Raw genomic sequence first — 20,505 nt, 5'->3', positions numbered from 1 at the left:
GGACAAAAGAACCAGGGTCCCGGGACCAGGGGACGAGGCCCGGGACACGCGCGCGGGCCCCGGGTGTCCACGACACCCGGGGCCCGCGGCCGCACGACGCCGGGCGCTACAGCGCGGCCAGCTCCGCGACCAGGTCGTCCAGGCCGAGCGAGCCCTGCGACAGCGCCGCCATGTGCCACGCCTTGAGGTCGAACTCCTCGCCGCGCGCCTCGTGCGCCGCCCGCGCCGCCGCCCGGCCGCGCAGCCAGGCGCGCTCGCCCAGCTTGTAGCCGATCGCCTGGCCGGGCATGCCCAGGTAGCGGACCAGCTCGCTGTCCAGGAACTCCGCCGAGAGCCCGCAGTACAGGCCGAAGAACTCCCGGGCGGCGTCCGGCAGCACCGGCTCGCCCGGCCGGTACGGGGAGTCGGCGGGGAAGTCCAGGCCGACGTGCATCCCGATGTCGACGATCACCCGCAGCGCGCGCATCATCTGGGCGTTGAGGTAGCCGAGCCGGTGGCCGGGGTCGGTGAGGTAGCCCAGCTCGTCCATCAGGCGCTCGGCGTACAGCGCCCAGCCCTCCAGGTTCGCGCTGACCCCGCCGATGCTGACCTGGTAGGTGGAGAGCCGGTCGGCGACGTAGTTCCACTGCGCGAGCTGGAGGTGGTGGCCGGGGACGCCCTCGTGGTACCAGGTGGAGACGAGGTCCCACACCGGGAAGCCCTCCCGGCCGAGGGTCGGCAGCCAGGTCCGCCCGGGACGGGTGAAGTCCAGCGAGGGCGCGGTGTAGTACGGCGCGGCCGCGCTGCCGGGCGGGGCGATCATCGACTCGACCCGGGTGACCGGCTCGGCCAGGTCGAAGTGGGTGCCCTGGAGGTCGTTGATCGCCTGGTCCATCAGGCCCTGGAGGTACTCACGGGTGGCCTCGGCGCCCCGGATGGCGGGACCGTCGGTCTCCAGCCACTTCATCGCCTCCATCGGGGTGGCGCCGGGCAGCACCTTCTCGGCCTCCGCCTGCATCTGGGCGAGCAGGTCGTGGAACTCCTGCCAGGCCCAGGCGTACGCCTCGTCCAGGTCCAGGTCGGCGCCGGTCCAGTAGCTGACCCAGCGGCCGTACCGCTCGCGCCCGGCGGTGTCGGGCGCGTCGGCGGCGGCCGGCCCGTAGACGTCGGACAGCCACTCGCGCAGCCGGCCGAGCGCGTCGTTGGCGGCGAGGGCGTGCTCGGTCAGGCCCGGGCGCAGCGACTCGGGGGCCTTCCGGGCGAGCCCGCCGAACCAGCCGCCGGGCTCCTCGCCCTCCAGCCACTCCCCCAGCTGTCCGACCACGGTGGCGACCTGGCGGGGGCCGGAGAGCAGGCCCCGCTCGACGCCCTCGCCGAGCGTCTCGCGGTACTGCGCGAGCGCCGCGGGCACCCGGGCCAGGCGGCGGCCGAGAATCTCCCACTGCTGCTCGGTCTCGGTGGGCATCAGGGTGAAGACGTCACGCAGGTTGTGCACCGGCGAACCGAGGTTGCGCACCGCCCGGAAGCCCTCGCCCGCGTCGTGGACGGCGAGTTCGGCGGTGAGCCGCTCGCGCAGCAGGCGGGCGCACCGGCGCTCGGCCTCGTCCTCGGCGGCACCGGCCGCCTCCGCCTCGGCGAGCACGGTGAGGGTGTGCCGGGCCAGTGCGGCGAGCGCGTCGGCTCCGGCCGGGGACAGGTCGGGGAGGCGGTCGTCCTCGGGGTTGAGCCCCAGGTACACCGCGGTCAGCGGGTCCAGCTGGGCGAGGGCCTGCACGTAGGCGTCGGCGATACGGCGCGGGGTGGTGCCGTCGGAGTTGATCAGTTCTTCAACCATCTGGACATCATTGCGTGGCAGGGGCCGATTGCAAGCCCCTATCCCCTGGCATGCGCCTGCCAGTTCAGCCGCCGGCCCGCCGCTCCCGCCACCCCCGGAACAGCAGACCCGGGTCCCAGGTGGGCCGTCCGCGCGCGAAGCGGAAGAAGCAGAGGCCGACCAGCACCGCGCAGAAGTGTCCGAGGTCCGTAAACGTGTGCGAGGTGATCAGCGGCAGCAGGTAGAAGACCAGCACCCCGCCGCCGTACAGCAGGCTCCAGCGGCCGGCGAAGTGGTAGGTGAGTACGGCGACGACGCCCGCCAGCGCGTACGAGACGCCGACGTCCACGGTGCCGGCGAGGTCGTCGTGCAGCCGGCCCTCCGCGATGCCCCAGGCGACCACGCCCTCGCTGACGAAGGTGGCCACCACGTGGGCGGTGACGGCGACGGTGAGCCAGCGCAGGGTGCCGAGCCAGCGTTCGGCGTTGGCGTGGAAGAGGTTGAACAGCACGAAGTAGAGGGGAAAGCTCGCCGACTCCGTCCAGAGCGCGCTGGCCAGCAGCACGTGCACCGGGTCCGAGCGCAGGTTGTCGACGTTGGTCGAGCGGGCGGCCAGGAACCAGTCCAGGTTGGCCGGGTCCATCCGCGCCACCACGAAGCTGGTGACCGCCAGCACGAGCAGCCACACGTACGTCCCGGGGGCCGAGCGGACCCACGCCGACGCCGCCCGTGGCAGTCGGTGCGCCAGGCCCGTCGGCTCCGGTGTCCGCGTCATCCGGCGACCCTTCCTCGGTGGCGGCGGCAACCCCTCCATCCTGGGCGAGGCGCCGCCGTTCCGCGCGCCCGCACCGGCGCGGCGGGGCCGCACCTGCGGGCCGGGCGGGCACGGGCACGCACGGCCGTTCGAGAAGTGCCGTGCAGGCCAGGAGCAGAACGACCTGACGCCCATTACGCTGACCGCCATGGAAGCCAGCTCAGCCCCAGTCCCGTCCACCCCCGAGGCACGCACGCGGCGCACCGGGTACCGGCGGCTGCCGGTGCAGCAGCGCCGGGAACAGCTGATCGCGGTGGCACTGGAGCTGTTCGCCTCCCGGCCGCCCGAAGAGGTCGGCCTGGACGACGTGGCGGAGGCCGCCGGGGCGTCACGGCCGCTGGTGTACCGCTACTTCGCGGGCGGCAAGCAGCAGCTGTACGAGGCCGCGCTGCGCACCGCGGCCGAGGAGCTGACCAGCCGGTTCACGGTGCAGCTGACCGGCACCCCGACCGCGCAGCTGGCGGCCGTGCTGGACAGCTACTTCGCCTTCGTGGCCGAGCACGACGCGGGCTACTCGGCGCTGCTGCGCGGCGGTTCCGTGGTGGAGACGGCGGGCACCTCGGCGATCGTGGACGAGGTCCGGCGGGCGGCGCTGAAGCGGACGCTGCGCCACCTGGGCGTCCGGGACGCCGGGCCGCGGCTGACGCTGCTGGTCCGCTCGTGGATCGCCGTGGTCGAGGGCGCCTCGCTGACCTGGCTGGACGAGGGCCGGGCGGTGCCGGTGGCCGAGCTACGGGACTGGCTGGTGGACCAGTTCGTGGCGATGGCGGCGGCGACGGCGCTGGGCGACCGGCAGACGGCGGACGTGCTGGCCGGGCTGCTGGCGCTGGAGGGTCCGGACGACACCCGCGTCGCGCGGCTGCGGGAGTTGCTCACGCGCCGGCCGTGAGGGCGCGCCGGCACCGGCCTCACGGCAACCCCGACCCCCGTGCCCGGGGCAAGGGTCACCGACGGCGGGCGCTACGCCTTGCCGAACACCTGCCGCTGCCGGCCGAGCCCGTCGATCTCGATCTCGACGATGTCGCCCGGGGTCAGGAACGGCGTCCCCGGGTGTCCCAGGGTGACGCCGGCCGGGGTGCCGGTGACGATCACGTCGCCCGGCTCCAGCACCATGAACTGGCTGGCGTACCGGACGATCTCCAGCACCGGGAAGACCATCTGCGAGGTGGAGCCGTCCTGCCGCAGCCCCCCGTTGACCCAGAGGCGCAGCGGCAGCGCCTGCGGGTCCGCCACCTCGTCGGCGGTGACCAGCCACGGCCCGAGCGGGGTGAAGGTCTCCGCCGACTTGCCCTTGTCCCACTGGCCGCCGCGCTCGAACTGGAAGGCGCGCTCGGTGACGTCGTTGGCGATGGTGTACCCGGCGATGACCCTGGCCGCCGCCGCGTGGTCCGCCAGGTAGCGGCCGGTGCGGCCGATCACGATCGCCAGCTCGGCCTCGTAGTCGGTCTTCTCGCCGCCGCGCGGCACCAGCACCTCGTCGTAGGGGCCGACCACCGTGTAGCTGGGCTTGAGGAAGATCACCGGCTCGTCCGGGATCGGCGCCCCGGCCTCGGCGGCGTGGTCGCGGTAGTTGAGCCCGATGCCGACCACCTTGCCCGGCCGGGCGACCGGCGCGCCCACGCGCTGCCCGGCGAGGTCGGCCTCCGGCAGCAGGCCGGCGGCCACGTCGCGGGCCAGGGCGGCCGGGTCGAGCCCGGCGAGGAAGGCGCCGTCGATGTCCCGGGCGCGCCCGGAGAGGTCGTACGCGGTGCCGTCCTGGCCCAGCACGACCGGACGCTCGGCGCCCGGAGGTCCGACACGGAGGAGCTTCATATGAGCGTCACCACCAGTTCCTTCGCAGCTGGCCGGGGCGGCCGCACACCGCTCCCGGACTCTTGCATGCGAGGTATATCAACGGCTCCCACCTGCGAACCAGACGGTCTCGATGGGCGAGTTCCTATCAATTCGCACAAGCCGGGACGGCCCGGAATCGGGTGCCCGTACGGTTGACAGCCGTCCCGGCCGGTGGCGGCGGGCCCCGGGCGGCTCCGCCGTGGGCGAACGGCCCCACGCTCACGGTGAACACGCGCGTGGACGGCGGCGCGGCCGCACAGGATCGCCGACATGGAGCTGATACGGGTACGGCCCGAGTTGTACATGATCACACTGGACTTCGGCACCGCCTACCTCTGGCGGGACGAGGAAGGGGACGGGGGCGGGGAGGCCCTGACCCTGGTCGACACCGGCATCGCCGGGTCGGCCGACGACGTCGAGGCGGCCGTCCGCCGGGCCGGGTCCGACCCGGCGGCGCTGCGGAGGATCGTGCTGACCCACCACCACGAGGACCACACCGGCTCGGCCGCCGAGCTGGCGCGGCGCTGGGGCGCCGAGGTGGTGGCGCACCGGCTGGACGCCCCGGTGGTCCGGGGCGAGCAGGCGCCGGCTCCGCCGGTGCTGAGCCCGTTCGAGGAGGAGATCCGGGCCGGGCTGCCGCCGCTGCCCCCGGCCCCGCCCTGCCCGGTGGACCGGGAGGTCGAGGACGGGGAGGTGCTCGGCTTCGGCGGCGGTGCGGTGGTGGTGCACGTGCCGGGCCACACCGACGGCAGCATCGCCCTCCACCTTCCCGGGCCCGGCGTGCTCTTCACCGGGGACGCGGTGGCCAACGTCGGCGGGCGGACCATGCTGGGCGTCTTCAACACGGACCCCGCGCGGGCCGCGGACGCCCTGCGCCGGCTGGCCTCGCTGCCGGTGGAGACGGCGGTGTTCGGCCACGGCGACCCGGTCGCCACCGGGGCCTCGGCCGCGCTGCGGTCAGCCGTCGAGCAACTGCCGCAGGGATAGCGGCCTCGGCCGGCCCGGGCCGCCGCGCTCGCACGCACGCCGCCAGCGGTCCAGGTCGCGCGCCACGTCGGCACGGGCCTGCGGCTCGCCGAGGGCCTCGGCCAGCTCGGCCAGCAGGGCGACGGCGGCGCCCGGGCTGCCGTCGCGCGCCAGCCAGAGGGCCAGGTCGTGGCAGGTGCGCAGGGTCCGGACGTCGTCCGGGCCGCAGACCCGCGCGAGCTTCGGGATCAGCGGCGTGAGGATCTGGACGGCCTCCCCCGGCCGGCCGTCCACCCCGTGCTGCCAGGCCTGGTCGGCCCGCTTGCGCAGCGCCTCGGCGCTGGGCTCCTCCGGACCGAGGCGGACCTCGCGCAGCCGGCGCCGCACCTCGGCGGCGTCGGCGGGCCGGTCGGCCGGGTCCTTGGCGAGCAGCTGGCGGATCAGCACGGCGAGCGCCGGATCCGGGGTGTGGAACGGCGGCGGCGGGTCGTTGAGGTGCTGGTACATCATGGTGACCGGGGTACCGGCGTTGAACGGGCGCTGCCCGGTGCAGAGTTGGAAGAGCACCACACCGAGCGCGTACAGGTCGGCGCGGCCGTCCATGGGGGCGCCGGCCCAGCACTCGGGCGCCAGGTAGGGCGGGGTCCCGATGACCACACCGGTGGAGGTGAGCCCGCCGCCCGCGGCCTGGGTGAGCAGTCGGGCGATGCCGAAGTCCAGCACCTTGGCCTCGCCGCTGTCGGCGATCATGATGTTCTCGGGCTTGATGTCCCGGTGCACCACGCCCGAACGGTGGGCCGCGTCCAGCGCCTTGCAGACCTGCCGGACCCACTTCAGCGAGAGCGTGAGGTCGGGCGTGCCCTCCCTGAGCAGCGCGGACAGCGGCCGGCCGGACACGAGTTCCATGACCAGGTAGTTGGTGGACCAGCCGCCCCGCTGCCACCGGCCGTAGTCGTAGACCGTGACGATGTGCGGGTTGGAGAGGCCGCCCGCGGTCTTGGCCTCCCGGTTGAAGCGCTCGACGGCTTCCTCGTCACGCGCCTGGTCCTCCGAGAGCACCTTGACCGCCACCGGCCGGTCCATGTTGCTGTCGTGGGCCGCCCAGACCACCCCGAAGCCGCCCTCGCCGAGCTTGCGCTCCAGCCGGTAGCGGCCGTCCAGCACCTCCCCAGGCCCCATGTCTCCCCCAACCCCCAAGTACGCCGGTTCCGAACGGTGTTCACCGTGACCGGGGCCACCATAGCGGTGGGGGGAGACCGGAGGGTGAACGGGCTACGGCTTCGGCTTCGGCAGACCCGGGGGGTTGATCTCGGAGGCCGTCACGGCCTCGCCGTCCAGTCCCCAGCGCTTCAGCACCTGGGCGTAGGTGCCGTTCCTGATCACCTCGTTGATCGCGCCGCCCAGCGCCTGGACCAGCCCGCCGTCCTTCCTGGTGGTCGCCGCGATCTTGCCGAGGACCTCGGCGCCGCCGCCCGAGTAGGTGCCGATCACCTCGCTCTCGCCGGTCTGCACGGCGTGGAAGGCGAGGCTCGGGTTGGGGCCGACGTAGGCGTCGATCCGGCCGGAGGAGAGTGCGAGGTAGTAGTCGGAGGAGTTCTGGAAGTACTTGATCTCGGCCGGCTTGAGGCCCTTCCCGGTGTTCTCCTCGTTCCAGGCGATCAGCAGCTTCTCCTGGTTGGTGCCGGAGGAGACCCCGATGGTCCTCCCGGCGATGTCCTCGGGCCCGGTGACCTTCCAGCCGCTGCCCTTCTTCGCCTCGAAGCCGAGGACGTCCAGGCGGTAGGTGGCGAAGTCGTACTTCTCCTTGCGGGCCTCGGTGACGGTGATGTTGGAGATGCCGACGTCGTACTTGCCGCTGTCCAGGCCGACGAAGACGTTCTCCCAGGAGACCGGGTTGAACTCCACCTTCAGGCCGAGGACGTTGCCGATCAGCGTGGCGAGGTCGGGCTCGACGCCGATGATGGTCCTGTCGTCGTTGGCGTAGAAGTCCAGCGGCGGCGTGGTGCCCAGCGAGTCGACGACGGTCAGCGTGCCCCTCTTCCTGATCTCCTCCGGGACCAGCGCCGCGACCGCGTCGACCTTGCCCGTGGTGACCCGGTTCTGGTTCGGCGTCAGGTTGACCGTGACGCCGTTCGGCGCGGTGCCGCCCTTGGCCGGGGCGAGTTCCGCCGAGGCGTCCGTGGAGCTGCCGCAGGCGCCCAGGGCCACGGTGGCGGCGAGGGCGGCGGCGGTCACGAGGGCGCGACGGGGTTGTGAACGGCCGGCGGTTGAGTGAGCAGGAGTGTTCATGGGCTCGTTCGAGTGCCTTTCGGTGTCGCTTCTGTCGCCTTGCGTGGCGGTCGGTGTTCGATGGCTTCCGGCTCGGTGATCACGGCCTCTGGCCTGGCGTTTTCGGGGTAGCGTCGGTCAAGTCGTCGAGGCCGTGGGACTGTTGGGGGGGCTCTTTTGCGCGCGGTTGCCGATCCGTTTGTGGTGCCGGGCCCGTCGGGTGTGTCGATCCGGGACCGGCTCAGGGGCCTCACCCCCCATGACGACGAGGTTCTGCGGTTACTGGGCGCGTACGCGGGTTCGCTTGCCTCCCGCGATCTGGCCGCCCGGTGCCGGGACGGCCTGGGCCACTCCAACGAGACGTGGGCGGCGCGTAAGCGGGAGCTGACGGCGGTGTCCTCCTCACGCTGGGCCGGGTCGATCACCAGGGCTACGCACGACCAGTGGGCGTTGGCCCGGCGGGGACAGGCCGCGCACCTGGACTCCCTCGACACCGGCATCCGCACGACCCGCCACCGGCTGTCCCTGCCAATCGGCGAGAAGGGCACCAAACGCGCGCCGGGCGGCTACCGCTCCCGGCAGGAGTGGTTCGCCAAGTCCCGCCGCCTCGCGACACTGGAGGACCGCCACGCCGCCGTCGCGGCGGACTACGTGAGCGGCCGGGTGCGGGTGGCTCGCGGCGGCCGCAAGCTCCTCAACACCCGCCACCACCTGGCCGCCGCGAACCTCACCGAGGCCCAGTGGCGGGAGCGCTGGGAGGCGGCCCGCCGGTTCCTGTCCGCCGACGGCGAGTCGGGCAAGCGGTACGGGAACGAGACGATCCGTGTCACCCCCGACGGCGGGATCAGCATCAAACTCCCCGCTGCGCTGGCGGAGCACGCCAACGCCCGGCACGGCCGGTACGTCCTCGCCGCCCAAGTGTGTTTCCCGCACCGGGGCGCCGAGTGGCGCGACCGGGTCGAGGCGGACCGGGCCATCGCCTACCGCCTCCACTACGACACGCGGCGCGGACGCTGGTACCTGGACGCGTCGTGGACCCGCCCGGTCGTGCGGACCATGCCGCTCGATGCGGCCCGCGCCGCAGGGATGGTCGGCGTGGACACCAACGCCGACCACTTCGCCACCTGGCGCCTCGACCCCCACGGCAACCCGCTCGGCGATCCGCGCAGGTTCTTTTACGACCTGACCGGCACCGCAGACCATCGGGACGCGCAGATCCGCCATGCCATCACCCGGTTGCTGCACTGGGCCAAGCAGTGCGGCGTCGCCGCGATCGCGATCGAGGACCTCGACTTCACGGCCGAGACGACCCGTGAGAAGCACGGCCGCCGCAAGCGCTTCCGCCGGCTGATCTCCGGCATGCCCACCGGCAAACTCAGGGCCCGGCTCGTTTCGATGGCCGCCGAGACCGGCCTCGCGATCGTCGCAACGGACCCGGCCTACACCTCCCAGTGGGGCGCGCAGCACTGGCAGAAGCCCCTGGCGACCCCACACCGTAAGACCACCCGGCACGACAGCGCCGCTGTCGCGATCGGACGGCGCGCCCTCGGACACCCGATCCGGCGACGGACGCCACCGCCCCGCGCATACCAGAGCGATCTGCACGGGCATCGGAGCGCCCAGGCCCCACCGGACATCCGAAGGCGTGAGGAAACCCGCCGCCCCGTCACGGAGCGCGCACCACGAGTGCCGTCGCCGAACCGGGAGAGAACGCGGGCGACCAGCCGGGCATCCAACACCGTTCGGGATGCCCGCAGTGACCAGCATTGGGTCCAGGACCCACTCCTGGTCACTTAGCTGGAACGGTTGGGACATGGCGGAACTCCTGCGGGGTGAAGGGGTCGTGCGAGAAGGGGGGGTCAGAGGACCTTGGCCAGGAAGGCCCGGGTGCGCTCGTGCTGCGGGTCGTCCAGGACCGCCTCCGGCGGGCCCTGCTCGACCACCACGCCGCCGTCCATGAAGACGACGGTGTCCGCGACCTCGCGGGCGAAGCCGATCTCGTGGGTGACCACGATCATGGTGGTGCCGGCCCGGGCGAGGTCCTTGACGACGTCCAGCACCTCGCCGACCAGCTCGGGGTCGAGCGCCGAGGTGGGCTCGTCGAAGAGGAGCACCTTCGGCTCCAGGGCCAGCGCCCGGGCGATCGCCACGCGCTGCTGCTGGCCGCCGGAGAGCTGGCGGGGGTAGGCGCCGGCCTTGTCGGCCAGGCCGACCCGCTCCAGCAGTTCCAGCGCCGCCGCCCGGGCCTCGGCCTTGGGCCGGCGCAGCGCGCTGACCGGCGCCTCGATGATGTTCTCCACCACGGTGAGGTGCGGGAACAGGTTGAAGTTCTGGAAGACGAAGCCGATGTTGGTGCGCTGGCGCAGGACCTCCCGCTCCCGGAGCTCGTGCAGCCGGTCCCCGGAGCGCCGGTAGCCGATCAGCTCGCCGTCGATCGCGACGAAGCCCCTGTCCAGCTTCTCCAGGTGGTTGATCGAGCGCAGCAGGGTGGACTTGCCGGAGCCGGACGGGCCGAGCACCACCGTCACCGAGCCGGCCGGCACGTCGAGGTCGACCCCGCGCAGCACGGCGAGCTGCCCGAAGCTCTTGTGCAGGCCCCTGACCTGCACCATGGGTTCTGCGGCGGCAAGGGCGGCGGTCACGAGCGTCCTCCGGTGGCGGGGGCAGGGGTACGGGCGGCGCGCAGGCCCTGGACGCGGGCCCGGGCGCGCTGGAGCGGGGTGGGCGGCGGGGTGCGCTCGGCGCCGCGGGCGAAGTAGCGCTCGACGTAGTACTGCCCGAGCGACAGCACAGTGGTCAGCAGCACGTACCAGACGGTGGCGACCATCAGCAGCGGCACGACCCGGCCGGTGCGGCCGTAGACGACCTGCACCTGGTAGAAGAGCTCGCCGATGGCCATCACGTAGACCACCGAGGTGCCCTTGAAGAGCGAGATCACCTCGTTGGCGGCGGCGGGCAGGATGCCGCGCATCGCCTGCGGCAGCACGATCCGCCAGGCCTGGCGCCGGCGCGGTACGCCCAGCGCGGCGGCGGCCTCGCGCTGGCCGGCGTCCACGGCGATGACGCCGCCGCGGATGATCTCGGCGGCGAAGGCGGCCTGGTGCAGGCCGAGGCCCAGCACCGCGGCCCCGATCGCACCCAGGACACCGACCGTCTCGAAGTCCGCGAAGGTCGGGCCGAACGGGATGCCGAGGCCGAACCGCTTGTAGAGGTAGGAGAGGTTGAACCAGAAGACCAGCTGGACGATCAGCGGGATCGAGCGGAACACCCAGACGTAGGCCCAGGCGATGGACTGCAGGACCGCGCTGCGCGACAACCGCATCGCGGCCACCACGGCGCCCAGCAGGAAGCCCAGCACGGTTCCGTAGAAGGTGAGTTCGACGGTGCGGCCGACGGCGCGCAGGATGGTGTCGGCGGAGAAGAAGATCCGGAAGGTCGGCCAGTCCCAGGCGGGGTTGGTGGCCAGCCCGTGGGCGAACTGGGCGAGGACGACGAGGGCGGCGGCGCCCGCCGCCCAGCGCCAGGGGTGCCGGGCGCGGACGGTCCGCAGCCCGGCCAGCCCGTCCAGGTCGATCCGGCCGGGCGGTCCCGCCGCCGGTCTCTCCCGCTTGCGGGCCTTCTCGGACTCCGCCGGGGCACCGGCGGCGGTGGTGGTGACGGTCATGGTGGGGTTCCTCCAAGGGGCCCGGGGCCCGGACAGGGGGTCACGCGTGCTCGGGCGGGCTGATCCGGGACTCCTTGATCGCCGAATCGGCGACCCCCCACTTCTTGAGGATCTTGTCGTAACTCCCGTCCTTGATCAGCTGGTTGACCGCCGCCTGGAACGCGGGGGCGAGCGGGGAGCCCTTCCTGAACGCGAAGCCGACGTCCAGCCGGTGGAACTCGCCGAGGAACCGCGTCCCGGACGCCTCCTGGGAGGCCTGGTAGCGCAGGCCGTTGATGGTGGACATCGTGATGTCCACCCGGCCCTGCTGGAGGCCGGTGAGGACGGCGCCGCTGTCGCTGAACGCCTTCACCTCGTACGGCTTCTTCCCCGCGTCGGTGCAGACGTTCTTCTTCGCGTTGAGGGTGGTCTCGAAGGTGGTGCCGGCGCCGGTGCCGATGGTCAGCCCGCAGAGCTGCGCCAGGTCGGTGACCGGCTGGATCGCGGTGTTGTCCTTCTTGACCGCGAAGCCCTGGCCGTCGTCGATGTAGGTGACGAAGTCGATGGTCTTCAACCGGGCCGTGGTGACACCGAAGTTGCCGGTGCCGACGTCGTACTTGCCGCTGCCGAGCGCGGGCAGGATGGTCTCGAAGGCGGCCTCCTCGCGCTGCACCGTCAGGCCGAGCACCTTGGCCACCGCGTCGGTGAAGTCGATGTCCACGCCGGCCGGCTTCTTGGTGGCCTGGTCGGCGTAGAAGGCGCTCGGCGGGTAGCCGAACGACGAGCCGAACCTCACCGTGCCCGACGCGCGGACGTCCTCGGGCAGCAGCGCGGCGGCCGCCTCCGACCTGGCGATGCCGGAGACGAGGTCCTGCCCGGCGGCGGTGGCCGCCGGGCCCGCGGCCCCCGGCCCGGCGGTCTTCGGGTCCGAGCCGCACGCGGCCAGCGCCAGGACCGGCAGCAGGGCGGCGGCGGCGAGCAGGTGGCGGCGGACTGTGGTGGTTCTCACGGGAGTTGACGCCTTTCAGCTGGGCAGGTGCTTCTGGAGCGGCGGCGGGCCCGGACTGCGGACGGGCAGGCCGGAGGAGGCCGTGGCGGGGCCAGGCCGAGGGGTACGACGGCACCGGTACGTGGCGGTGGCCGGGGAGGACTGCCGGAGCGCAGCGACGGGGAGGGGAAGGGAGGGGAAGCGGCGGCAGCGTGCGCCTGACGAGCCGTCACCCGGTGACGGCTCTCCCGGCCCGCGACGGGGCACCGAGGGAGGGCACTCCGCAGGAGCGGCCCCGGGCGGGGGAGGCTCCTAGGAGGACAGGGCCGGCTGGGCGGCCCGCTGCCGGGTCAGCCGCGACACGCCGCGGACCACACCCGACCGAAGTCGATGTGGTCGCGGGTGACCAGGGGCTGCTCGGCGTACATGGCCACAAGTTGAGCAGTCGCGGACGCACGGCGTCAACCACCCTCCATTACCGCTCTGTTGCGATCGTCTGTCGCCGTACGACCAGCCGGACGAACGGCCGCACCACCCTTGACAGGCGACGATCGACCGTGCGTACGATCACGGCGGAGCGCAGTGCAAGGCCGGCCGTGTTGAGGGACGCGGACCGGCGAGACGGCCGCACGTGACCACCCCGTACCTCCCGCCCGCCCGCACCCGCGCCGCCTGGAGCCCCCTCATGGCCACCCCGCAGGACGTCCTGCCCGCGCCCGCCACCCTCACGAAGAACCGCGCCCCCGGCCGGCCGGACGCCGGCCCCGCCGACCCCGGCGCCCGCCTGGTCGCCCGCCGCCGGCCCGGGCAGTGGATCTCCGCCGCCGTCGCCCTGCTGCTCTTCGCGATGGTGCTCAACTCGGTGATCCGCAACAAGGCCTTCCAGTGGGACGTGGTGGCCGACTGGTTCACCGCCACGTCCGTCCTGAACGGCCTCACCCTCACCCTCTGGCTGACCGCCGTCACCCTCGGGCTCGGCTTCGTCCTCGGCACCGTGCTCGCCACCATGCGGCTCTCCGGCAACCCGGTGCTGCGCACGCTCGCCTGGATCTACATCTGGATCTTCCGCTCCACCCCGGCACTGGTGCAGCTGCTGCTCTTCTTCAACATCGGCGCGCTCTACCCGACCCTGGGCCTGGGCATCCCGTTCGGCCCGGAGTTCGTCACCGTCAGGACGGTCAACCTCTTCGGGCCCACCCTCACCGCCGTCATCGGCCTCACCCTGCTGGAGGCCGCGTACGCCGCCGAGGTGGTGCGCGGCGGCATCCTCTCCGTCGACCGCGGCCAGCTGGAGGCCGCCTCGGCGCTCGGGCTGAGCCGACGGCGGGTGCTGCGCCGGATCGTCGTCCCGCAGGCGATGCGCTCGATCGTCCCGACCGCGGGCAACATGCTGATCAGCGCGCTCAAGGGCACCAGCATCATCAGCGTGCTGGCCGTCTCCGACCTGCTCTACTCGGTCCAGCTGGTCTACCTGCAGTCCTACCAGGTCATCCCGATGCTGATGGTCGCCACCACCTGGTACATCGTCATCACCACGATCCTGTCCGTCGGGCAGTACTACGTCGAACGGCACTACGCCAAGGGCGCCACCCGCGAGGGACTGCCGCCCACCCCGCTGCAGAAGGCCCGGGCCGCCTACCGCCGGCTGCGCACCGCCGCCGACGCCGGCTCCGCCCCAGGGGAGGCACGGTGAGCGGGCGCAGCGAGCGAACCACCGGAAGGCGCGCATCGTGCTCAGCACCCGCCGAGCGAAGCGAGGGGGGCACCGTGAACGAGCGCAGCGAGCGAACCACCGGAAGGCGCGCATCGTGCTCAGCACCCGCCGAGCGAAGCGAGGGGGGCGCATGAGCACCCTGGTGATCGTCGGCGCCGGCCCCCGCGGCACCGGGCTGCTGGAGCGGATCGCCGCCAACGGCCCCGAACTGCTGCCCGCCGGGCTGCCGTTGGACATCCACCTGGTCGACCCCTACCCGCCCGGCGCCGGCCGGATCTGGCGCTACGACCAGTCGCCGCTGCTGCGGATGAACTCGATGGCCGAGGACGTCACGATGTTCACCGACGAGCGGTCCACCATCGAGGGGCCGGTCCGCCCCGGCCCCTCGCTGGCCGAATGGGCCGCCCGCAGCGAGGAGTTCGCGCCCTACCGGGAGGTGGCCGACCCGGCTGTCCGGGCGGAGCTGCGCGCCCTCGCGCCGACCGACTTCCCCACCCGCCGGGCCCAGAGCGCCTACCTCGACTGGGTGTTCCGGCGCGCCGTCGCCGACCTGCCGCCGCACGTCACCGTCACCGTGCACCGGGACACCGTCCGCCGGATCGAGGGCCCGGACGACGGCCCGCAGCTCGTCCACCTCGGCGACCGCGTGCTCACCGCCGACCACGTCGCCCTGACCCTCGGCCATCTCGACTCCGGCCCGCACCCCCGGTACGCCGCCGACGCGGAGTTCGCCGCCCGGCACGGCCGCTTCCACCTGCCGCCGGCCTTCTCCGCCGACGCCGACCTCTCCGGCATCGCCCCCGGCGAGCAGCTCGTGCTGCGCGGCTTCGGCCTCGCCTTCGTCGACCTGGTCGCCCTGCTCACCGAGGGGCGCGGCGGCCGCTTCGAGCAGACCCCAGGCGGCCTGGCCTACCGCCCGTCCGGCCGCGAGCCGGTGATCCACGTCGGTTCCCGCCGCGGGGTGCCGTACCGCTCCAAGACCGGCTACCGGCTCCAGGGCCCGCCCGCGCCGCTCCCGCGCTACTTCGACGCGGCCGCCGTCGACGCCGTCCTCGACCGGCCGGGGCCGCTCGAACTACGGCGCGATTTCTGGCCGTTGATGGCCAAGGACATCGGTTTCGGCCACTACCACGAGCTGTTCCACGCCCACCCCGGACGCACCACGCTGCCGTGGGAGGAGTTCCTGGCCGGCTACGACGCGCACGACTGGCACTCCCCCGGACTCGCCCGGCTGGTCGCCGCGGCCGTCCCCGACCCGGCGGACCGGCTCGACCTCGAACGGCTCGACCACCCGCTGGCCGGCCTCGAACTCGGCTCCGACGACGAACTCCAGCGCCACCTGCGCGACTACATCACCACCGACGCCGACCGGCGCGCCGACCCCGCCCACAGTGCCGACCTCGGCGCCTTCCTCGCCCTGCTCTCGCTCTTCGGCCAGCTGCCGCGCGTGCTCGCCTCCGGCCGGCTCTCCGCCCGCTCGGTCGGCGAGGAGGTCGACGAGTGGTTCTTCGGCTACTTCAGCTACCTCGCCTCCGGCCCGCCCGGCTTCCGGCTTCGCCAGCTGCTCGCGCTCTCCGAGGCCGGCGTGGTCCGCTTCCTCGGCGCCGGGATCCGGGTCGACCGGGACGAGGCCACCGGCACCTGGCGGGCGTCGGGCGCCACCGTGCCCGGGCACGGCGTGACCGCCACCGCGCTGGTCGAGGCGTACCTGCCCAAGCACGCGCTGGCCCGCACCCGTGACCCGCTGCTGCGCGAACTGCACCGCTCCGGGCGGATCGTGGAGGAGGTCGTCACCGACGCGGAGCACACCCACCGGTCCGGGCTGCTCACCATCCGCCCCGCCGACAGTCGCCTGCTCGACCCCGCCCTGGACGGCGGGGCGCACCCGCGCCGCACCGCCCTCGGCCCGCACACCAGCCTCCGCGCGGCGGCGGCCTTCGCCCGGCCGCGCACCGACTCGCCCGGGTTCCGGCAGAACGACGCCGCCGCGCGGGCGCTCCTGCGCGCGCTGGCCGGCGTTCCGGCGGCGGCCCTCACGGGCTGCCGTTAGGCGGCGTGCGGGGCGGACGGACGGCCGGCCCCCGCCCCGCGCGGGGCCGCACGCCGTGACGCCCGCCTCACCGGTCCGTCACGGGCCGAAGAGCTCCTCCACCAGGTCCTCGGCCGTGACGTGGTCCGGTGCGGAGAGGATCCAGTCCCCGACCCCCTTGATGCCGGTCCCGCACTCCAGCGCGTTCAGGCAGGCGTTGGCCTCCTGGTCCGAGGCGAAGTCCCAGGCCAGGAGGCGCCGGATCAGCACCACGGCCTCCAGCGGGCTGATCCGCGGCCGCCGCACGGGGCGGGAGCGGCGGGCCGGCTGCGCCAGCCGCTGCTGGTAGCCGGAGAGGTCGTGCCAGGCCTGGACGGTGGTCGGGTGCTGCTCGCCGAGCGCCCGGGCGAGCTCCGGCAGCAGGGTGTGCAACTGGCGCACGGCGCCGTCCAGGTCACCGCGGTTGGCCGCGTAGACCGCCAGGTCGTGCCGGGCCTTCAACACCCGGGCGTCGTGACCGCCCCAGGCGGCGTGCATGTCCGGCAGCAGCTGGGAGAGCTGGCGGATCGCGGTGACGGTCTCGCCGCTCTCGCCGATGCACCAGGTCAGGTGGTACCGGGCGCCCAGGGTGTCCGGGTCGGTCAGGCCGAGCGCGAGCCGCATGTCCTCGACCACCGTGGAGAGCAGCCGGATCGCCCCGTCGAGGTCGCCGGCCCGGCTGAGGTACCAGGTGAAGTCCCGCCAGGCGCAGAGCGTGTCCCGGTCGGTGGCGCCGAGTGCGACGGCGCAGTCCTGGGCGACCGCCTGGAGCTGGATGGCGGACTCCCCCGCGGTGGAGGCCCGGAAGGCCGCGTTCCGGCGCTCGCGCAGCGCCGCCCGGACGGCGTCGCCGGCCGCGGCGGGCGGGGCGGTCACCGGCGGCGTGGTGAGCGGCGACAGGACGGGCGGCGCCTCGGCCCGCGGTGGTGCCACGGGCCGGACGGGCGGCGCCGGCGGCGCGACCGACGGAACGGCCGGGGCAACGGCCGGCGGAACAGCCGGAGCGGCAGCCGGCGGAACGGACGGAGCGGCCGGAACGGCAGCCGGCGGAACGGACGACGGAACAGCCAGCGGAAGCGGCACCGGCCGGTCCAGCACCGTCGCGGCCGGGGCCGGCGGGGCGGCCGGCCCCTGCGCCGCGCGCCGCTCCGCCAGGTCCGCGAGCCGCCGCTCCACCGTCCTGGCGTCGGCCGGGCGGTCCGCCGGGTCCTTCGCCAGCAGCTCGGTGACCAGCGCGGCCACCTCGTCCGGCAGCCCGAACTGCGCCGGGTCCAGCGCCGGCGGCGGCTCGTTGAGGTGCTGGTACATCAGTACCGGCGTCGAGTCGCCGCTGAACGGCCGCGCTCCGGTGCAGAGTTCGACCAGCACGCAGCCGAACGCGTAGAGGTCCGCCCGGCCGTCCACCCGGCCGCCGGTCCAGCGCTCCGGCGCCATGTACGCGGGGCTGCCGATGACCGTCCCGGTGGTGGTGAGCCCGCCCGCCCCGACGTCGAGTTGGGCGATCCCGAAGTCCAGCACCTTCAGCACGCCGGCCGCGGTGACCATGATGTTGTCCGGCTTGATGTCGCGGTGCACCATGCCCGCGTCGTGGGCGGCGGCCAGCGCGGAGCAGATCTGCCGCCCCCAGCGCAGGCTCTGCACCGGGTCGGGCAGGCCGGACCGGAGCACGTCGGTCAGGGTGCGGCCGGTGAGCAGCTCCATCACCAGGTACGTCACCTGCCGGCCGCCGAGCTCGCCCTCCCCGAGGTCGTGCACGGTGACGATGTGCGGGTGCGAGAGGTTCCCCGCCGCGCAGGCCTCCCGGACGAACCGCAGCGCGGCCTTCTGCTGGTCCTCGCCGTGGTGGCCGATGACCTTGACCGCCACCTGCCGCTGCATCCGGGTGTCGAAGGCCCGCCACACCACGCCGAAGCCGCCCTGGCCGAGCCGCTCCAGCAGCTCGTACCGGCCGTCGAGGACATCCCCGACCGTCACCCGCCCCACCCCCCGCCTCTCGAAAGCCGTCACACTCTACCGACGCCGCAGGGCCCGCCCGGGGCCCCTGCCCCCGTCCCTTCCCAGGTGGAAGGATGGGTACCGGCTCCCGCAACGGTGCGAGGGGCCGACGATCAGCCGAGGAGCGCAGTCATGGCCAAGCAGGCCCCGCAGAGCGACCCGGCGCAGGACGCCCCCGAGGTGTCCGCGCCCCAGCACGCTGCCGCCGGGCTGCCCGCCGTCGGCCACAGCCTCCGGATGGCCACCGAGCAGATGGGCGCCCGCCGCACCCTGGCCACCCTGCGCAAGGTCAACCAGCCCGACGGCTTCGACTGCCCCGGCTGTGCCTGGCCCGAGCCGGGCAAGACGCACACCGCCGAGTTCTGCGAGAACGGGGCGAAGGCCGTCGCCGAGGAGGCCACCGAGCGCAGGATCCACGCCGAGTTCTTCGCCGCCCACCCGGTGGCGGAGCTCGCGGAGCGCTCCGGCTACTGGCTCGGCCAGCAGGGCCGCCTCACCGCACCGATGCTGCTGGACGAGGGCGCGACCCACTACACGCCGATCGGCTGGGACGAGGCCTTCGCGCTGATCGCCGAGGAGCTGCGCGCGCTGGACACCCCGGACGGCGCCGCGTTCTACACCTCCGGCCGGACCAGCAACGAGGCCGCCTTCGCCTACCAGCTGTTCGCCCGCCGGCTGGGCACCAACAACCTGCCCGACTGCTCCAACATGTGCCACGAGTCGTCCGGCTCGGCCCTCACCGAGACGCTCGGGGTCGGCAAGGGCAGCGTCAGCCTGAAGGACCTCTACCAGGCCGACCTGATCATCGTGGCCGGCCAGAACCCGGGCACCAACCACCCGCGGATGCTCTCCGCCCTGGAGCGGGCCAAGCGTGCCGGAGCCACCGTCGTCAGCGTCAACCCGCTGCCGGAGGCCGGCCTGGAGCGGTTCAAGAACCCGCAGAACGCGCGCGGCCTGGTCGGCCACGGCACCAAGCTGACCGACCTCTTCCTCCAGATCCGGCTGGGCGGCGACCTCGCCCTGTTCCGCGCGCTCAACCAGCTGATCCTCGACAAGGACGCCGTCGACCACGCGTTCGTCGCCGAGCACTGCCACGGCTTCGAGGAGTTCGCCGCCGAGGCCCGCGAGACCACCCGGGAGGAGGTCCTCGCCGCCACCGGCCTGCCCTGGGAGCAGATCGAGGAGCTGGCCCGGATGGTGCTGGCGTCGGAGAAGATCATCGTCTGCTGGGCGATGGGCCTCACCCAGCACAAGCACGCCGTGCCGACCATCCGCGAGGTGGTCAACTTCCTGCTGCTGCGCGGCAACGTGGGCCGTCCGGGCGCCGGCGTCTGCCCGGTGCGCGGGCACAGCAACGTGCAGGGCGACCGGACGATGGGCATCTTCGAGCGCCCGTCGGAGGCCTTCCTGGACGCGCTGGGCGGCGAGTTCGGCTTCGAGCCGCCGCGCGCGCACGGCTACGACTCGGTGGACACCATCCGGGCGATGCGCGACGGCAAGGTCCGGGTGTTCTTCGCGATGGGCGGCAACTTCGTCGCGGCGACCCCGGACACCGAGGTCACCGAGGCGGCGATGCGCCGTTGCCGGCTCACGGTGCACGTCTCCACCAAGCTCAACCGCTCGCACGTGGTGACCGGCGCCCGCGCGCTGATCCTGCCCACCCTGGGCCGCACCGACCGGGACGTCACCGCCAAGGGCGCCCAGTTCGTCTCCGTCGAGGACTCGATGGGCCAGGTGCACTCCTCCCGCGGCGGCCTGCGCCCGCCCGCGCCGGGACTGCTCTCCGAGGTGGCGATCGTCTGCCGGCTGGCCCGCGCCGCCCTCGGCCCGCAGGACGGCGTGCCGTGGGAGGAGTTCGCCGTCGACTACGACACCCTGCGGGACCGGATCGCCCGGGTGGTCCCGGGCTTCGCCGACTTCAACGAGAAGGTCCGCCGCCCCGGCGGCTTCACGCTGCCGCACGGCCCGCGCGACTCCCGGACCTTCCCGACCGCGACCGGCAAGGCCAACTTCACGGTCAACCCGCTCACCGCGCCGGAGGTGCCGGCCGGCCGCCTGCTGCTGCAGACGCTCCGCTCGCACGACCAGTACAACACCACGATCTACGGCCTGGACGACCGCTACCGCGGCATCACCGGCGGCCGCCGCGTCGTCCTGGTGAACCCGGCCGACGCCGCCGAGCTGGGCCTGGCCGAGGGGGCGTACGTCGACCTGGTGGGCGAGTGGAAGGACGGTGTGGAGCGCCGCGCCCCGCACTTCAAGGTGGTGCACTACCCGGTGGCCCGCGGCGGCGCCGCCGCGTACTACCCGGAGACCAACGTGCTGGTGCCGCTGGACTCCACCGCCGACATCAGCAACACCCCGACCTCCAAGGCCGTGGTGGTCCGCTTCGAACCGGACAGCGGCGCGAGCTGAGCACGGAAC

15 protein-coding genes are annotated in these 20,505 nt (G+C 73.6%); 6 read left to right on the top strand and 9 right to left on the bottom strand.

Features of this window, described 5'->3' with window-relative positions:
* Positions 1-106: 106 nt before the first annotated feature.
* Positions 107-1,813 carry a DUF885 domain-containing protein gene (locus ACFC1F_RS01790; protein WP_376154948.1) on the bottom strand — a complete coding sequence of 569 codons (1,707 nt, stop codon included), beginning with the start codon at positions 1,811-1,813 and terminating at the stop codon, positions 107-109.
* Positions 1,814-1,877: 64 nt separating this feature from the next.
* Positions 1,878-2,567, bottom strand: coding sequence for a rhomboid-like protein (locus ACFC1F_RS01785; RefSeq protein WP_376154946.1), 690 nt, complete (start codon positions 2,565-2,567; stop codon positions 1,878-1,880).
* 187 nt (positions 2,568-2,754) lie between these two features.
* Here ACFC1F_RS01785 and ACFC1F_RS01780 point away from each other — a divergent pair, with 187 nt between their 5' ends.
* Complete coding sequence (locus ACFC1F_RS01780) at positions 2,755-3,495, top strand: TetR/AcrR family transcriptional regulator (RefSeq protein ID WP_376154944.1); 741 nt, start codon at positions 2,755-2,757, stop codon at positions 3,493-3,495.
* Between the two features lie 71 nt (positions 3,496-3,566).
* On the opposite strand, the gene ACFC1F_RS01775 is transcribed toward ACFC1F_RS01780, so the two are convergent.
* Positions 3,567-4,418 (bottom strand): fumarylacetoacetate hydrolase family protein, encoded by an 852-nt coding sequence (locus tag ACFC1F_RS01775; protein WP_376154942.1) that lies wholly within the window; start codon positions 4,416-4,418, stop codon positions 3,567-3,569.
* Between the two features lie 291 nt (positions 4,419-4,709).
* Here ACFC1F_RS01775 and ACFC1F_RS01770 point away from each other — a divergent pair, with 291 nt between their 5' ends.
* Complete coding sequence (locus tag ACFC1F_RS01770; RefSeq protein WP_376154940.1) at positions 4,710-5,426, top strand: MBL fold metallo-hydrolase; 717 nt, start codon at positions 4,710-4,712, stop codon at positions 5,424-5,426.
* Here ACFC1F_RS01770 and ACFC1F_RS01765 read toward each other — a convergent pair.
* The gene (locus tag ACFC1F_RS01765; protein WP_376154938.1) at positions 5,397-6,584 is read right to left on the bottom strand and encodes a serine/threonine-protein kinase; all 1,188 of its coding nucleotides are present in this window, start codon (positions 6,582-6,584) and stop codon (positions 5,397-5,399) included. The genes ACFC1F_RS01770 and ACFC1F_RS01765 overlap by 30 nt on opposite strands.
* A gap of 93 nt (positions 6,585-6,677) precedes the next feature.
* Positions 6,678-7,694 (bottom strand): ABC transporter substrate-binding protein, encoded by a 1,017-nt coding sequence (locus tag ACFC1F_RS01760; RefSeq protein WP_376154937.1) that lies wholly within the window; start codon positions 7,692-7,694, stop codon positions 6,678-6,680.
* A gap of 156 nt (positions 7,695-7,850) precedes the next feature.
* Here ACFC1F_RS01760 and ACFC1F_RS01755 point away from each other — a divergent pair, with 156 nt between their 5' ends.
* The gene (locus ACFC1F_RS01755) at positions 7,851-9,470 is read left to right on the top strand and encodes an IS200/IS605 family accessory protein TnpB-related protein (RefSeq protein ID WP_376154935.1); all 1,620 of its coding nucleotides are present in this window, start codon (positions 7,851-7,853) and stop codon (positions 9,468-9,470) included.
* A 62-nt stretch (positions 9,471-9,532) separates the two neighbouring features.
* Here the strand turns inward: ACFC1F_RS01755 and ACFC1F_RS01750 are convergent, their stop codons facing one another.
* The 3 genes from ACFC1F_RS01750 to ACFC1F_RS01740 are packed head-to-tail and all read right to left on the bottom strand — an operon-like array spanning position 9,533 to position 12,325.
* Positions 9,533-10,285, bottom strand: coding sequence for an amino acid ABC transporter ATP-binding protein (locus ACFC1F_RS01750; protein WP_209411518.1), 753 nt, complete (start codon positions 10,283-10,285; stop codon positions 9,533-9,535).
* Positions 10,286-10,311: 26 nt separating this feature from the next.
* Positions 10,312-11,337, bottom strand: coding sequence for an amino acid ABC transporter permease (locus tag ACFC1F_RS01745; RefSeq protein ID WP_376154934.1), 1,026 nt, complete (start codon positions 11,335-11,337; stop codon positions 10,312-10,314).
* Positions 11,338-11,377: 40 nt separating this feature from the next.
* A complete protein-coding gene (locus ACFC1F_RS01740; RefSeq protein ID WP_376154933.1) occupies positions 11,378-12,325 on the bottom strand; it encodes an ABC transporter substrate-binding protein in 948 nt (315 codons plus the stop codon).
* A 664-nt stretch (positions 12,326-12,989) separates the two neighbouring features.
* Here ACFC1F_RS01740 and ACFC1F_RS01735 point away from each other — a divergent pair.
* Together ACFC1F_RS01735 and ACFC1F_RS01730 are read left to right on the top strand one after the other, a co-directional pair.
* Positions 12,990-13,997: an amino acid ABC transporter permease gene (locus ACFC1F_RS01735; protein WP_376155034.1), complete on the top strand. Its 1,008-nt coding sequence runs from the start codon at positions 12,990-12,992 to the stop codon at positions 13,995-13,997.
* A gap of 151 nt (positions 13,998-14,148) precedes the next feature.
* On the top strand, positions 14,149-16,068 hold the full coding sequence (locus tag ACFC1F_RS01730) for an FAD/NAD(P)-binding protein (RefSeq protein WP_376154931.1): 1,920 nt from the start codon (positions 14,149-14,151) through the stop codon (positions 16,066-16,068).
* Positions 16,069-16,146: 78 nt separating this feature from the next.
* Here ACFC1F_RS01730 and ACFC1F_RS01725 read toward each other — a convergent pair whose 3' ends face one another.
* On the bottom strand, positions 16,147-18,060 hold the full coding sequence (locus ACFC1F_RS01725) for a protein kinase (RefSeq protein WP_376154929.1): 1,914 nt from the start codon (positions 18,058-18,060) through the stop codon (positions 16,147-16,149).
* Between the two features lie 153 nt (positions 18,061-18,213).
* On the opposite strand from ACFC1F_RS01725, the gene ACFC1F_RS01720 reads away from it, so the two are divergent.
* Positions 18,214-20,496, top strand: a complete 2,283-nt coding sequence (locus ACFC1F_RS01720; RefSeq protein WP_376154927.1) for an FdhF/YdeP family oxidoreductase — start codon at positions 18,214-18,216, stop codon at positions 20,494-20,496.
* Positions 20,497-20,505 lie beyond the last annotated feature (9 nt).

It is taken from the genome of Kitasatospora sp. NPDC056181, assembly GCF_042266225.1.
GTDB lineage: Bacteria > Actinomycetota > Actinomycetes > Streptomycetales > Streptomycetaceae > Kitasatospora.
The sequence above is the reverse complement of the archived record's forward strand: the minus strand, read 5'-3'. Positions and strand labels throughout refer to the sequence as shown.

Coding starts and splice junctions, on each gene's coding strand:
- ACFC1F_RS01790 (WP_376154948.1), bottom strand. CDS start 1,813: ATGGTTGAAGAACTGATCAACTCCGACGGCACCACCCCGCGCCGTATC.
- ACFC1F_RS01750 (WP_209411518.1), bottom strand. CDS start 10,285: ATGGTGCAGGTCAGGGGCCTGCACAAGAGCTTCGGGCAGCTCGCCGTG.
- ACFC1F_RS01735 (WP_376155034.1), top strand. CDS start 12,990: ATGGCCACCCCGCAGGACGTCCTGCCCGCGCCCGCCACCCTCACGAAG.
- ACFC1F_RS01720 (WP_376154927.1), top strand. CDS start 18,214: ATGGCCAAGCAGGCCCCGCAGAGCGACCCGGCGCAGGACGCCCCCGAG.
- ACFC1F_RS01745 (WP_376154934.1), bottom strand. CDS start 11,337: ATGACCGTCACCACCACCGCCGCCGGTGCCCCGGCGGAGTCCGAGAAG.
- ACFC1F_RS01730 (WP_376154931.1), top strand. CDS start 14,149: ATGAGCACCCTGGTGATCGTCGGCGCCGGCCCCCGCGGCACCGGGCTG.
- ACFC1F_RS01785 (WP_376154946.1), bottom strand. CDS start 2,567: ATGACGCGGACACCGGAGCCGACGGGCCTGGCGCACCGACTGCCACGG.
- ACFC1F_RS01780 (WP_376154944.1), top strand. CDS start 2,755: ATGGAAGCCAGCTCAGCCCCAGTCCCGTCCACCCCCGAGGCACGCACG.
- ACFC1F_RS01760 (WP_376154937.1), bottom strand. CDS start 7,694: ATGAACACTCCTGCTCACTCAACCGCCGGCCGTTCACAACCCCGTCGC.
- ACFC1F_RS01770 (WP_376154940.1), top strand. CDS start 4,710: ATGGAGCTGATACGGGTACGGCCCGAGTTGTACATGATCACACTGGAC.
- ACFC1F_RS01765 (WP_376154938.1), bottom strand. CDS start 6,584: ATGGGGCCTGGGGAGGTGCTGGACGGCCGCTACCGGCTGGAGCGCAAG.
- ACFC1F_RS01775 (WP_376154942.1), bottom strand. CDS start 4,418: ATGAAGCTCCTCCGTGTCGGACCTCCGGGCGCCGAGCGTCCGGTCGTG.